This window comes from Nostoc sp. (assembly GCF_036917415.1).
Lineage (GTDB): Bacteria > Cyanobacteriota > Cyanobacteriia > Cyanobacteriales > Nostocaceae > Nostoc.
Map to the genome: position 1 here is coordinate 1 of NZ_JBALDJ010000003.1, position 14,982 is coordinate 14,982.

A 14,982-nucleotide genomic window follows, 5' to 3' on the forward strand; every position below is an offset into this window, starting at 1 on the left:
TTCTAAGCTTAGAAAGCCAATAGCAGGCATAACAACCTGTACCCGAAGTTATATTCATCTTTATTATATGCAAATTGTAGGCGCAACAGCTTACTCTTTTTAGCTCTTAAATTTTGTTTAAGTCCCGCTAGAATCGCGGAAATATTGACGTTAGATTTAGACGGTGTAGATATTCAAAATCGGAAGTTTCAGGTAATTGGTAAGCGAAATAAGCAACGATGGTGTTTTTACAGCGAAAGTGCTGCACAAAGTCTAAATAACTACCTTAAATATTATTTGATGTCTCGCGTTTATTCAATAATCCTGGTGAACGTTTTACCGTTTACACCCGCACCGAAGCTTTAAGTCAATCGGGTCAGGGCAAACGCATCTAAAGTACTCTTGATCGCGACCAAGATTAAGACCCAACGAAAAATGAGTATTTCTGGCTTGATTTATTTTCCAAGGCTCAAAGCGATCGCTAAAATCTTTGTCAATAAGTAGGGATTAATGAGATTATTTTTGAGTCTATTCTCAATAGATTAGTCTTATTGACATGATGCGGCCACCCTGTCAATCGGGTAGGTTAGTTGGGTTTGCTTATAACGCTCTCAAGGAAGCTTTCTACAGTGAATATAGCGAATCTTTACTCTTAATAGACTACAATATTTTAAGCCAAGCTCCTGATAAAACCTTATCGCTGATTTATCAATTTCTAGGAGAAGAACCCTTCGAGCATGACTTTATCAACGTGGAATACGAAGCCAACGAATTTGACCGCCGCTTAAATACAGATGGACTGCATCAGGTGCGCTCCAAAGTCGAGTTTCAACCTCGTGCAACTGTTTTACCCCCTGATTTATTTGCTCAATATGAGGGTTTATCTTTCTGGGAGACTCCAACCAGTAGTAGTCTAGCTCTTTAAATGGCTCTAAGTCGAAAAAATCAACTAAACAAAAAAGTTAATTTGAAATGAAATATGAGACAATTTGGTGCAATTCTCTGGCTGACAGGCTTAAGTGGTGCTGGAAAAACAACGATCGCTCACAGTGTAGCCCAAGAACTTCAAAAAAGAAATTGCTTAGTAGAAGTGCTAGATGGTGATGTAGTTCGCACCCATCTTTGTGCAGCATTGGGTTTTAGCAAACAAGACCGAGATACAAATGTGCGTCGTATTGGCTTTGTGGCCCAATTACTCAGTTGCAATGGCGTAATTGCAATTGTTGCAGCAATTAGCCCCTACCGTGAAGTTCGAGAACAACTCAAAAAAACTTCTACTAATTTTGTCGAAGTTTATGTTCAGGCTCCACTTGCAGTTTGTGAATTCCGTGATGTGAAGGGGCTTTACGCCAAAGCAAAAGCAGGAGAAATTAAGCATTTTACTGGCATCTCTGACCCTTATGAAGAACCATTAAATCCAGAGATTATCTGTCAAACTGATAAGTTCACTCCTGAGCAATGTGTTAAGCAAGTGCTTGATTATTTAGAACAGCAAAACTTAATCTGTGCTTTAGAGCTTCTTACGAAATAACTTTAACTATTACTTTTGTAGAAACTATGGCAATGAAATATTTACAAAAAGCTGATCTAACAGGAGCAGTTTTATATGAAGCTGATCTTCAAGATGCTACTTTGTATGGAGCTAATCTAAAAGGCGTGAAAGTCAAGGGTTCTAACTTTGAGGATGCTAAACTTAAGGGAGCCAACATTGAAGAAGCTATTAAGTAAAATTTGTATAGCTTTGGATAAACCCTTCTGAATTTATTTCAGAGCTAAGGCGAGTAAAAGAGTTACTTTTACTCACTTATGAAATCGAAACAAATGTATTTACTACAATTTACTACATTATCACTTGATTAAGTAAAATGACTACTTCAGAATTAGCTCATATTGAGCAGCAAAATAAACAAGGATTTTCAGATATTAATGAAAACTTTTCGTTAAAAGCAAATTCAAAAAAGCTATTCAACTTAAAAGTAATTGAATATTTATTGCTAGCAGCTTTTTTCTCCGCTGGGATTTTTATTATTTTTTATTCCTCAGATAAAACAGTTGTAACTAGTGGAGTCATATCTTTAACTGTTTCTTTTTTTTTATTGTTAATTAATAGGCAGTTAGTTCAGGAAGTTAAAAAATCTATTAATCAGTCCGAGATTACTAGAAAAGCCCAACTGTATACTTATCTGTTAAATAATAATTCTGGAAATAAAGATACAGCAGCTTTGACAAGAGGGAAAGCTTTACAATACTGCCAAGATTTAGTTGATGATTATAAAAAAGTTCGGAGTTCAGCCAGGAACCTTTATTATGGGTTGCAAATTGCAACAGTTATTTTATCAGGAGTCACACCAATTTTAGTATTAGTAGACAAATTAGAAGCAGGACAAGCATGGCTCAAGTGGCTACATGTTCTCTGCCCAGCTATTGCTTCTATAGTAGCTAGTATAGTGACCTCTTTTCCTTTTCAGAAGAATTCGATTGCTGCTAATACAGCAGTTGAATTGTTGGAAGCAGAGTAAGAAAAGTTTATATTAGGAGTAACTCCTCCTTACCGTTGTTATGATGTATCTGACGAAACTCAACAGCAACAGAAGGCAAGGCAAGCATTAGAATACTTTATTACTCAAGTTAATAATATTCATCTCAATCAACTACAACAACAAGCCCCTGAACAACAATCAGAGAAGACAGAGAAGGCAGAATTATCTTTATCTGATGAGTTAAAACAAGAGCAAACTGAATTAAAAAATAAATTTTAACTGAAATATGAGTAATAGTTATAGTTAGTTAAAAAATCTATACAAATATCAAAAAATTTAATATACTGTGCTTTAAAAATTGTTATTTTTACACTCTTATTTGCGTCTTTGCGCTTAATCTTCTCATAACATGGTTCAAACACTCATAATATGATTCAAAATCTTTTGTTAAACCTATATATCTGAAAATTTAAAGCCTTCGTATTTCTTACCCGCATACTGGTAGTAACAGTAAATCCAACAAAAGCTCTGTCACATTCCCGAAAGAGGAAAAATTATGAATGTTGATACACCAGGAAACAGCCACAGTAGTCTAATTCAACAGAAATATAAATGTATCCATCAGCTATTTGAAACGCAAGTGGAGCGAACGCCAAATGCCATTGCGGTGGTTTTTGAAGATAAACAGTTGACCTACCGAGAGCTAAATCAACAGGCAAACTGTCTGGCACATCACTTAAAAACTCTGGGCGTGGGACCAGAAGTTTTAGTGGGGATTTGTGTAGAGCGCTCGCTCGAAATGGTAGTGGGATTGCTTGGCATCCTCAAAGCTGGTGGAGCGTATGTACCACTTGACCCAAAGTATCCAACTGAGCGCTTAAGTTTCATGCTCTTTGATACTCAGCTATCAGTCTTATTGACTCAAGAGAAATTAGTAGAATCTCTTCCCAAACATCAGGTACGTGTACTCTGCTTAGACACAGACTGGCAGAGCATATCCCTTGCAAACCAAGAGAATCTCAACAGCACAGTCAGTACTGAAAACCTATCCTATGTAATTTACACCTCTGGTTCTACAGGAACACCCAAGGGAGTAGCCGTCACTCATCGGGCTGTAAATCGACTGGTCTTAAACACCAACTACATACAGTTAACACCTAGCGATCGCGTTGCTCAAGCTGCAAATATTGCTTTTGATGCCGCCACTTTCGAGATTTGGGGAGCATTGCTTAACGGAGCCAAGCTAATCATTATCACTCAATCTGTATTGCTTTCACCTCAAGAATTTGCTATCAATATACGCGAACACGAGGTGAGCGTCTTATTTTTAACCACAGCTTTATTCAATCAATTAGCTAGTTTTGTACCGCAAGCATTTAGTTCTCTACGATATCTACTGTTTGGTGGTGAAGCGGTTGACCCTTCCTGGGTGCTTGAAGTAATAAACAAAGGCGCTCCCCAGCGACTGTTGCATGTTTATGGACCTACAGAAAGTACAACATTCACTACCTGGTACTTGGTACAAGATGTTCCAGAAGGGGCAAAAACCATTCCCATTGGTCTCCCTATCTCCAATACGTACTGTTTTCTGCTGGATGCTCAGAAGCAGCCTGTACCGATAGGTGTTCCCGGAGAATTGTACATCGGTGGTGATGGACTGGCGCGGGGCTACCTCAACCGTCCTGATTTAACTGATGAAAAATTTATCCCCAATCCCTTTAGCAATGAACCAGGTGAGCGCTTGTACAAAACTGGAGATAAAGCACGCTACTTAAGTGACGGCAACATCGAGTTTCTCGATCGCATCGACAATCAGATCAAGATTCGCGGCTTCCGCATCGAACTTGGAGAAATTGAGGTAGCGATTGCGGCATATCCAGCAGTTCGACAAGTTGTAGTCTTGGCTCGTGAGGATGTACCCGGTGATAAACGTCTGGTAGCCTACATCGTAGCGGGGTTTCAAGAAAGCCCTCCTCAGGAGCAGAACGAAGAGGCACAAGTGCAAAGCGAACAGGTATTGCGACAGCCAAACTCGATTACTGAGCTAGTACCCCCGCTGCGGAGCTATCTAAAAGCACGTTTGCCTGAGTACATGGTGCCCAGCGCCTTTGTGGTACTGGAGGCTTTTCCCGTAACCCCCAGCGGGAAGGTGGATCGCCGCGCTTTGCCAACTCCCGAAAGGTCTAGACCTGAGTTGTCAACAGATATTGTCTTGCCCCAATCGGATGCCGAAAAAATCATTGCTCAAGTATGGCGGGAAGTACTGCAATTAAATGTGGTAGGAATTGATGACCACTTTTTTGAGTTAGGCGGTGATTCTTTGCTCCTCCTCCAAGTTCATAACCAATTGCTCGAAAGCTTAGAGACCGAACTATCAGTTGTGGCGCTGTTTCAATACCCCACTATTCGTACTTTAGCTCAACATTTAAATAAAACTAACTCAGAAGCCTTTACTGTTAAGCTTCAGCAAAGCAGTAAATTTGACCATCAATCTTCAATACAGCAACAAAGGCAGTTCGGTATTAGAGAATCAGATATTGCCATTATCGGTATATCAGGTCGCTTTCCAGGAGCTATGGATCTTGATGCGTTTTGGCAGAACCTCCGAGATGGAGTGGAATCAATTTCCTTTTTTTCTGATGAAGAATTGGAGCAAACTGACCCGACTTTGCTCTCTAATCCTAACTATGTAAAAGCAGGCGCTGTTTTGCCAAAGATCGAAGAGTTTGACGCTTCCTTCTTCGGCTACAGCCCTAAAGAAGCCGAAATCATGGACCCGCAACAACGGATTTTTTTAGAATGTGCTTGGGAAGCCCTTGAGAGTGCTGGCTACAACCCAGAAACATATCAGGGTTCGATAGGAGTTTACGCCAATTCGGGGATGAATACTTACTTAGTTAACAACGTTCATCCCAACCAAGGCTTTTCTCGGTCTCGCAACTACTTAACATCACCCGACCAAATGCAGATTAGGCTTGGGAATGAGAAAGATTATATGCCTACGCGGCTTTCTTACAAGCTCAATTTAACTGGACCGAGTGTTAATGTTCAAAGTGCTTGTTCAACAGGACTGGTAGTGGTTCACATGGCTCGCCAGAGTTTACTCAACGGTGAATGTGACATGGCAATAGCGGGAGGCTTTAACGTCTGCGTTCCGCAAAAGACAGGATATCTGTACCAAGAGGAGATGATTTGGTCTCCAGACGGACATTGTAGAGCCTTTGATGCACAAGCCAGAGGAACTGTATTCGGTAATGGAGGTGGAATCGTTGTCCTGAAGTTGCTGCATCAAGCGATCGCAGATGGAGACTGCATCCAAGCTGTCATCAAAGGGTCAGCCATTAACAACGATGGTACCCTGAAAGTCAGCTATATGGCTCCTAGCGTGGAAGGTCAAGCAGCTGCAATCTCCAAAGCAATGGCGATCGCGGAAGTTGACGCTAGCACAGTCACTTATGTAGAAGCCCACGGAACTGGAACCATTCTAGGAGATCCCATTGAAATCGCAGCCCTAACCAAAGCTTTTCGCGAAACTACTGGGAAAAGCGGTTTTTGTGCAATCGGCTCGGTCAAGACTAATATCGGACATATATGTGAAGCAGCAGGTATAGCAGGGTTACTTAAAACCATACTTGTTCTCAAACATAAACTTATACCGCCCAGCCTGCATTTTAGACAACCTAATCCCAACATTGATTTTGCAGAAAGCCCTTTTTACGTTAATACGTCCCTCTCTGAATGGAGAGTTAATGGAACTCCAAGACGTGCAGGAGTTAATGCTTTTGGGATGGGGGGAACCAATTGTCATGTAGTTTTGGAAGAAGCACCAGAACAAGTCAAAAGTCAAAAGTCAAAAGTGAACCAGCGCGGTCTTGGGGAAAACCCCCAAGACCGACTGGCGAACCCCGAAGGGGTCAAAAATGACCGAACGTTGCATATTTTGACATTATCGGCAAAGTCCCAAAAGGCTCTGGAGGAGTTGGCACAGAATTATGTAGTTTATCTCAAGTCCAATGCAGATGCCTCCCTGGCAGATATTTGTTTCACAGCTAACGCAGGACGCAAGCACTTTAACCATCGTTTGGCAGTCACGGCTAGATATCTTGAGCAGCTTGGCTCTCAACTGAGGAGTTTCGGGCAACAGACGACTTCTGTACCGAATGGTACAAAGAACAACAGTCCCCTACCAACAGAATCGGAAAACATAATATCGTCAGTCGGTACGCTTGACGCAATCGCGTTACCGACTCAAAAAGAGCGCATCGCCTTCCTGTTTACGGGTCAGGGGTCGCAGTATGTAGGCATGGGAAGGCAACTCTACGAAACCCAACCTACCTTTCGCGCTGCTCTAGACCATTGCGCTCAAATTTTGCGTCCCTATTTGGACAAACCCCTGCTGGAGGTACTGTATTCCTATCAAGAAGGAGAGAATCTTCTACAGACTAAATCCCTCATCAACGAGACAGCTTATACCCAACCCGCCTTATTTGCCCTGGAATATGCTCTGTTTCAGTTGTGGAAATCTTGGGGCATAGAACCCGATGTAGTAATGGGTCATAGTGTCGGGGAATATATAGCTGCACATTGTGCAGGAGTATTCAGCTTGGAAGATGGCTTGAAATTGATCGCCGCACGGGGGCGTTTAATGCAAGCCCTGCCCCCTAATGGGGAGATGGTAGCGCTGTTAACCGATGAAGCGCAGGCACTAGCAGCCATCCAACCTTATGCTGAAGAGGTTTCAATTGCTGCCATTAACGGACCCCAAAGCCTTGTAATTTCCGGTCGGCGTGAGGCAATTAACACTCTCTGTGTCTCCTTGGAAGCGGCTGGAATCAAGACCAAGAAATTAAACGTCTCCCATGCTTTCCATTCTCCACTGATTGAGCCAATGGTGGCAGAATTTGAGCAAGTAGCTCGACAAGTAAAATTTGCTGCACCCCTAGTGAAACTGATTTCCAATCTGACAGGGGAGTTGGCAACTGAGGAAATTGCCACTCCCCAGTATTGGTGTCGTCACCTGAGAGAGCAAGTTCGATTTGCCGCTAGTATGGAAACCCTACAACAGCAAGGGATAGAGGTCTTCGTAGAACTCGGACCCAAACCCACCTTGTTGGGAATGGGTTGCGCCTGCCTGCCTGAAAATAACCAACTGTGGTTGCCTTCTTTGCGACTAGGACAAGAAGATTGGCAGCAGCTATTAAGTAGTTTGGCACAATTATATGTGCGTGGAGTCCCAGTAAACTGGTTGGGTTTTGACCAGGACTATACTCGGCATCGCCTGCAACTACCCACCTATCCTTGGCAGCGACAACGCTATTGGATAGAGGCGACTGCTTTTGAAAACAAACTTACAGCCCTTACCGATCTCAAAGGTGTAAGTAGTCAAAGCCAAAATCCCCTGCTAGGTCAACAGTTAGACTTGCCAGGAACAGCTGAGATTCGCTTCCAGTCACAGATTAGCCAAAACTTCCCAGCTTGGATGAAAGAGCATCGCGTCTATGAAACAACGATTTTGCCAGAAACGGCTTACTTAGAAATGGCAATGGCCGCTGGAGCAATTGTTGCGAAGACCAGTAATCTTTGTTTGCAGGATGTGGTCATAGCTAAAGCGCTGATACTACCAAAGGATGAAGTCAAGACTGTTCAGGTAATTTTGATCCCTAAGGAATCTAGTATTTATTCCTTTGAGATATATAGTTTAGCATCCGCAGCAGATAAAATTAATGAAAAAACATCTTGGACGCTCCATGTTTCAGGCAAATTACTTATTAACGAAAAAGAATCGGTAGCACAGCAGGTAGATTTAGCTGCCTTACAACAGCGATGCACCCAAGAGATTCCCCCCGAAAGTTTGTATCAACGGTTACAACAGCAAGGAATGGATTATGGTTCCAGCTTCCAGGGACTTGAACAAATCTGGCAGCATGAACGAGAAGCTCTAGGCAAGATAAGACTGCCGTCAGAATTAGTCTCAGAAGTAGGGGAATACTGGCTACACCCAGTATTGTTAAACACCTGTTTACAAGTTTTAAAAACAATTTCCTTTGATAAAAACAAACAAAATAACTATGTACCAGTAGGCTTAGAACGCCTGATCCTTTGCGGTCGTCCAAGCGTCTCCATGTGGAGTTATGCTCGGGTGCGGGTAGAGGAAGAGCGCGAACGCCAACAACTCCTAAGCGCTGATTTATATCTGTTCGCTTTTTCTGGGGAGCTAATTGCTGTTTTAGAAGGCGTGCAACTTAAGGTTGTCCGCCGTGAAGCCATGCTAGGCATCCCACAGGAATCTTGGGATAATTGGTTTTATACTGATTTTAGTGGAGAAATTCAGGGATTGCACGGTCAGTCAAGAGTCCTTACACAAGACAGAGGAGATTTCCTCCACAACACCCTGGTATCTTACCAGGCAGTAGAGCGTCAACAGCTATTAGAGTCTCGCCTTAGAGAACAAGTAGCAAAGGTACTGAGATTTTCTGCCGCCAAGCTGGATATGCTTGAGTCGCTAACCAATTTGGGATTTGACTCTTTAAAGGCGATTGAGCTGAGGAATTGGATCAATAACGAGATGGGGGTGAACTTGCCTGTAATCAAAATCATGGAAGGTGCGAGCATTGCCCAACTAGCAGAGCTAATACTCTCGCAATTAGCCTTGGCAGAGATAATTACATCAGCCTCCCTATCTACTGAACTCGATGACGATATGGAGGAAGGCTCTCTGTGAACCTTAATCAATTTTTAGCTGAACTCGCCCAGCGGGGTGTAAAGTTGTGGACTGAGGATGGCCAGTTGCGCTATCGTGCTCCAAAAGGGGCACTAACACTAGAGCTACGTGACGAGCTGGCATTGCACAAGGCAGAAGTTGTAAAGTTGCTGCACCAGAGCAACGTGGACCGACGTGATGCTGAACTACCCCTTGTAAGAGTCTCGCGAGATCGCGACTTACCTCTATCTTTTCCCCAGGAGCAACTGTGGTTATTGACCCAGTTACAGCCAAATAACCCTTTCTACAACGAACCAATAGCTCTGCGACTTCATGGTTCTCTAAACGTCGTGGCACTAGAGAAAAGCCTCAACAAAATTATTGCTCGCCACTCAGCTTTACGTACCAACTTCGTAACGGTTGATGGACAGCTCGTTCAGGTAATTGCTGAAAGCTTAACCTTGAGTGTGCCTGTGGTAGACCTGAGAGATATACCTGAAAGCGAAAGAGAAATCTCTCTCCAGCAATTAGCAACCGCAGAAGTCCAACGACCCTTTAACCTCGCTAGCTCTCCTTTAGTCCGAACATATGTGTTCAAGCTAACGGAAGTAGAACACGTCTTGCTGCTAATAATACATCACATTATCTTCGATGGTCGGTCATTGGGGTTACTTGTACGAGAGTTAGCAACCATTTACTCAGCATTCTGCAATAACTTGTTCCCAGAACTACCAGAGCTACCGATTCAGTACAAAGACTTTGCTGTTTGGCAGCGGCAGTGGCTGCAAGGAGAAGTCCTTGAGTCCCAACTAGCTTATTGGAAGCAACAACTTGAGGGTGCGCCAGCTTTATTGGAATTGCCAACTGATCGCGTGCGACCTTCAATTCAAACATATAAAGGGGCGCACCAAAGATTTGCACTCTCTATTGAGCTAACTCTAGCGCTGATGAGTTTAAGTCAGCGGCGAAAAGTTACTTTGTTTATGACGCTATTAGCAGCGTTTCAAACATTTCTTTACTATTATACAGGGCAAACTGATATCTGTGTAGGTACGCCGCACGCTAACCGTTCACGCCCTGAGCTTGAGGGATTGATTGGATTTTTCGTCAATAGGCTGGTGCTACGCACTAGTTTGTCGGGAAATCCAAATTTTGAGGATGTACTCTCAAGAGTTCGGGATGTAGCGTTGGGAGCTTATGCCAATCAAGACGTACCGTTTGAGAAGTTAGTAGAGGAGTTGCAGCCAGCGCGTGACTTGAGCTACACACCGCTAGTACAGGTGATTTTTATCCTTGATATGCCTATACCCCAGATACAAATGGCAGGCTTAACTGTAAGTCCATTAGCCGTAGAAACTACCACAGCGAAGTTTGATTTGATTTTATCTTTAGAGAATACTGCCACCGGACTAATTGGGCAATGGGAATACAATAGCGATCTGTTTGATGCCACCACTATCGCTCGCATGGCAGGACATTTCCAAACTCTGCTGGAGGAAATTGTCAGCAATCCGACTCGGCAGCTATCAGATTTACCTTTGCTGAGGGAGCAAGAACAGCAGCAGTTACTAATAGAGTGGAACAACACCTTTGCGGCATTCCCGACTGCGTGCGTACACCAGTTGTTTGAGGCTGTTGTGGAGCGTGAGCCTTCTGCAATTGCAGTGGTGTTTGAAGATAAACAGTTGACCTACTGCGAGCTGAACCAACGAGCAAATCAGCTAGCACATCACTTAAAAACTCTGGGTGTGGGGCCAGAAGTGCTGGTGGGCATCTGCGTAGAGCGCTCCATCGAGATGGTGGTGAGCCTGTTTGGCATCCTCAAAGCAGGTGGAGCCTACCTACCCCTGGATCCGGCATTACCTCAAGAAAGTTTAGCCTTCCGGTTGATTGATGCTCAAGTCCCAATCCTGTTGACGCAAAAGGGACTCCTCAAACGTGAGTCGGCTCCCGTGCAGACTGTATTGTACTTGGACGCAGACTGGGAACTAATAGCCCAACAATCCGATGCAAATCCAAACAGCGAAGTGATACCGGAAAACTTAGCCTACGTCCTCTATACCTCTGGTTCTACAGGTCAACCTAAAGGCGTTGCGATTGAGCATCGGCAAATCATGAACTACCTGCACGCCATCTTAGACAAACTGCAACTGCCAACCAGTGCCAGTTTCGCAACCGTTTCCACCTTCGCCGCCGACTTAGGCAACACGGTAATTTTCCCAGCTTTGTGTACGGGGGGCTGTCTGCATATCGTATCCCAAGAGCGAGCCACTGACCCCAAAGCCTTAGCTGAGTACTTTCAGTACCATCCTATCGACTGTCTCAAAATTACCCCCGCCCACCTTGCTACCCTCTTGGCGTCCTCAGCGTCCAACTCTATCCTGCCACGCCAATGTCTAGTCTTAGGTGGTGAAGCGGCAAGTTGGGTAGAAATTGAAAAAATTCAGCAATACGCCCCGAACTGTCGGATTCTCAACCACTATGGACCGACAGAAACCACTGTTGGCGTACTTACCTATCCTGTCGAGAACAAGCAAGCCAATTATAACTCTAAAACTGTTCCTATCGGTCGTCCCATCGCCAACACACAAGTTTATATTCTTGACCGCCATCAGCAACCAGTTCCTATCGGCGTCCCTGGTGAACTACACATTGGCGGTGCTTCCTTAGCACGCGGCTACCTTAACCGCCCGGACTTGACAGATGAAAAATTCATTAACCCATTTAATGATATAATAAATACCCGCCTCTACAAAACCGGCGACAAGGCTCGTTACCTAAGTGACGGTAACATCGAATTCCTCGGTCGGCTGGATCGTCAGGTGAAGATTCGCGGCTTCCGTATCGAACTCGGAGAAATCGAAGCAGCGCTAGCTCAACACCCAGAGGTACGGGAGACAGTAGTTTTAGCTTGGGAGGATCAACCAGATAACAAACGACTGGTAGCTTATGTTGTTCCCAACCATAAACCTCCCGCCACCAGTAAACTGCGGCACTTCCTCAAACAAAAACTACCCGACTATATGGTGCCAAGAGCCTTTATGATGCTTTCTTCTTTACCTCTCACCCCCAATGGTAAGGTAGACCGTCGCGCTTTGAAGGCACCAGATACGGAACTAAGTGACTCAATCGGCTTTGTCCCCCCCCGTGACACAGTTGAACAGCAACTACAGCAAATTTGGTCAGAGGTTTTGAAGCTTCCCACTGTTGGAGTGAAGGATAACTTCTTTACCTTGGGAGGTCATTCTCTTTTAGCTGTGCTCTTAATGGCTCAAATTTCGCGGCACTTTAGAAAAAATCTGCCCATAGCAACGCTTTTCTCTAGCCCGACTATTGAACAGCTAGCTAGTTGTCTGAGATCCAAAACTCATTCCTTGCCTTGGTCTCCTTTGGTAGCAATTCAGTCTGGCAGCGACAAGCGACCTTTTTTCTGTGTGCCTGGAGTTGGTGGAAATGTGATTTATTTATATGAGCTAGCGCGTCACCTTGGCTCAAGCCAACCTTTCTACGGTCTGCAAGCACGGGGATTGGATGGGGAATCAGAGCCTTTTACACAGTTGGAAGAAATAGCTTCCTACTATATTGAAGCAATACAAACCGTTCAGCCTACTGGTCCCTACTTGCTGGGTGGACATTCTTTTGGAGGTGTAGTTGCCTTTGAAATGGCGACTCAGTTGCACAAACAGGGGCATGAAGTGGCTCTGCTTGCGATGATTGACGCTTTTGCGCCAATTGGTGGTAAGGAGTCGAAAGGTATTGATGAGGATGACGCCGCTTATCTGACTGATTTTGCCAACTACATTGGATATATGTGCTCCAAAAACTTGGAGGTATCCCAAGAAACTCTCGCTTCTCTTACCGCTGTGGAGCAATTGCACTATCTCAAAGAACGGTTGAGACGGGTCAACTTGTTGCCAAAAGAAGCAGGAATAACCTCAGTCCGGGGTCTGGTACAAGTTTACAAGGAGTCCCTGAAAGCTTATCGTGTTTATTTGCCTTCGGGGGTGCAACAGACTCCAATTACTCTTTTCCGTGCTAGCGAGGTTGATGTATTTGAGAGTGATACAGAGGAGTTGACACAGAGATTAAAAGAACCTGCCTTGGGCTGGAGAAAGTTTTCTTCTACTATAGACATTCATGTTGTTCCAGGGAATCATATGACCATGATGCTACAGCCGCACGTACAGGTGTTAGGCGCACAACTTCTCTCTTGCCTGGAGCAAGCACAGACGTAATTGGCTTAGTAAGTGGTACTTTAAGTGGAGACTCTTGGGATAAAAAACCAAGCTCCTTCATTTGACTAAAGAAGCTCAATCATTATGAAAATAGGAATTCTCGACTTAAATCACAATCTCCCCTTACTAGTAGAACCTGACACAGAACGTGAATCGTCTAATATTGACAATCTCCTTTCATGGTATAGAGATAATAGTGAACTTGTAGAAAAAAAATTGCTGAAACACGGAGCAATTCTTTTTCGAGGCTTTGGTGTAAACACAATCTTGGCTTTTGAAACATTTGTTAAATCTGTTTCAGGTAATTTAATGGATTATGTTGATGGAAATTCTCCCAGAACCAAGCTAGCTACTAGTATTTATACTTCAACTGAATATCCGGCTGAATACTTCATTAGTTTGCATAATGAGTTATCCTACTCTAGCCAATGGCCAAACAAACTCTATTTTTGCTGTATTACTGCGCCTAAGGAGGGCGGAGAAACACCGATTGCTGATAGTCGTCAAATCCTAAAAAGTCTTAACCCAAAGCTCGTTGAAAAATTCACAATTAAACAAGTGAAGTATATCCGCAATTTACATAGTGGAGATGGAGTGGGAGTTTCATGGCAAGATTCTTTTAAAACCTCAGATAGCTCCCTAGTAGAAGAGTATAATAGAAAAGCTGGTATGGATTTTGAGTGGAAGAAGAATGGTGTATTGCGAATAAGCCAAATTCGCCCTGCTATTGCAATTCATCCTCATACTGGTGAACAAGTTTGGTTTAATCAAGCCGAGCAATTTCATCCATCTACTCTTCCTAAAAATATATACGAAGCTATGATGTTTTGTTTTGAGGGTAACGAAGAGGAACTCCCTCAATATGCTTGCTTTGGTGACAATACTCCATTTAATGTTTCAATGCTCGATGAGATTAGAGAAGCTACTTGTCAACAAACTGTTGTTTTTCCTTGGCAGGAGGGTGACGTACTAATGATAGATAACATGTTAGTTTGTCACGGACGAATGCCGTTTGTTGGTTCCCGGAAAATTTTGGTTTCTATGTCCCATTTCTGATAACCTCTTATTGCCATACCAACATCGAAAAAATAATTAATAGAGCCTGAGTTGGTAAATTACGCTTCACTTAGCCTGTGCATTCATTACTTTACGTGCTGCAAAGGTTTTCGGATAGGCTCTTAGCTCGACTTTATCCATTTTTTCCTTTGGGTCATCACAAATGTAAGCGATCGCTAAAAGATGTGGGTTTTGCTGCATACATAAAATTTAAATACAGTCTTGGTGAATACTGGCTCACCGTTGCTGCACTTTTTACACTTTGACTGTCAATTATTGCCTCGGATGGGCTTGGATGACGTTGATGTTCGTTTGCGTTCCCACTCTCTGAGGCCGTCATGAATTAAGAGCCAAGTTCCATCTTTACGCCAATTCCGGAAGTACGTATAAGTCTGCCAAGCCGGAAAATCTCCAGGTAGCGCGCGCCATCTGACTCCTTCTAAGCTGTTGTGCTTTTAATTTGCACAAACAGCATTTCCCTTATTTTTTATTTTTCTTCCCCATTTAATAATAAGCTCTCCATCATTTAAGA

The 14,982-nt window shown here is 43.5% G+C and carries 8 protein-coding genes and 2 pseudogenes; 8 read left to right on the plus strand and 2 right to left on the minus strand.

Annotated features, from left to right (window positions below; all coding sequences use genetic code 11):
* Window positions 1–144 precede the first annotated feature (144 nt).
* The 8 genes and pseudogenes from V7K41_RS00575 to V7K41_RS00610 all read left to right on the plus strand — a co-directional run bounded on the left by V7K41_RS00575 (window position 145) and on the right by V7K41_RS00610 (window position 14,450).
* Window positions 145–345 (plus strand): hypothetical protein, encoded by a 201-nt coding sequence (locus V7K41_RS00575; RefSeq protein ID WP_334845229.1) that lies wholly within the window; start codon window positions 145–147, stop codon window positions 343–345.
* Window positions 346–535: 190 nt separating this feature from the next.
* Window positions 536–904 carry a hypothetical protein gene (locus tag V7K41_RS00580; RefSeq protein WP_334845230.1) on the plus strand — a complete coding sequence of 123 codons (369 nt, stop codon included), beginning with the start codon at window positions 536–538 and terminating at the stop codon, window positions 902–904.
* A 54-nt stretch (window positions 905–958) separates the two neighbouring features.
* Window positions 959–1,510 carry an adenylyl-sulfate kinase gene (gene cysC, locus V7K41_RS00585; protein WP_334845231.1) on the plus strand — a complete coding sequence of 184 codons (552 nt, stop codon included), beginning with the start codon at window positions 959–961 and terminating at the stop codon, window positions 1,508–1,510.
* Between the two features lie 26 nt (window positions 1,511–1,536).
* Window positions 1,537–1,707, plus strand: a complete 171-nt coding sequence (locus tag V7K41_RS00590; protein ID WP_334845232.1) for a pentapeptide repeat-containing protein — start codon at window positions 1,537–1,539, stop codon at window positions 1,705–1,707.
* A gap of 137 nt (window positions 1,708–1,844) precedes the next feature.
* Window positions 1,845–2,738, plus strand: a pseudogene (locus tag V7K41_RS00595) (DUF4231 domain-containing protein).
* A 277-nt stretch (window positions 2,739–3,015) separates the two neighbouring features.
* Entirely contained in the window at window positions 3,016–9,180 is a 6,165-nt protein-coding gene (locus V7K41_RS00600; RefSeq protein ID WP_334845233.1) for an amino acid adenylation domain-containing protein, read from the plus strand.
* Window positions 9,177–13,394 carry an amino acid adenylation domain-containing protein gene (locus V7K41_RS00605; protein ID WP_334845234.1) on the plus strand — a complete coding sequence of 1,406 codons (4,218 nt, stop codon included), beginning with the start codon at window positions 9,177–9,179 and terminating at the stop codon, window positions 13,392–13,394. Before V7K41_RS00600 ends, V7K41_RS00605 begins: the two co-directional genes overlap by 4 nt.
* Window positions 13,395–13,478: 84 nt before the next feature.
* On the plus strand, window positions 13,479–14,450 hold the full coding sequence (locus V7K41_RS00610) for a TauD/TfdA family dioxygenase (protein WP_334845235.1): 972 nt from the start codon (window positions 13,479–13,481) through the stop codon (window positions 14,448–14,450).
* A 66-nt stretch (window positions 14,451–14,516) separates the two neighbouring features.
* Here the strand turns inward: V7K41_RS00610 and V7K41_RS00615 are convergent, their stop codons facing one another.
* Together V7K41_RS00615 and V7K41_RS00620 are read right to left on the minus strand one after the other, a co-directional pair.
* On the minus strand, window positions 14,517–14,651 hold the full coding sequence (locus V7K41_RS00615) for a hypothetical protein (protein WP_334845236.1): 135 nt from the start codon (window positions 14,649–14,651) through the stop codon (window positions 14,517–14,519).
* Window positions 14,652–14,682: 31 nt separating this feature from the next.
* A pseudogene (locus V7K41_RS00620) lies at window positions 14,683–14,890 on the minus strand (IS5/IS1182 family transposase); the annotation flags it as partial.
* Window positions 14,891–14,982 lie beyond the last annotated feature (92 nt).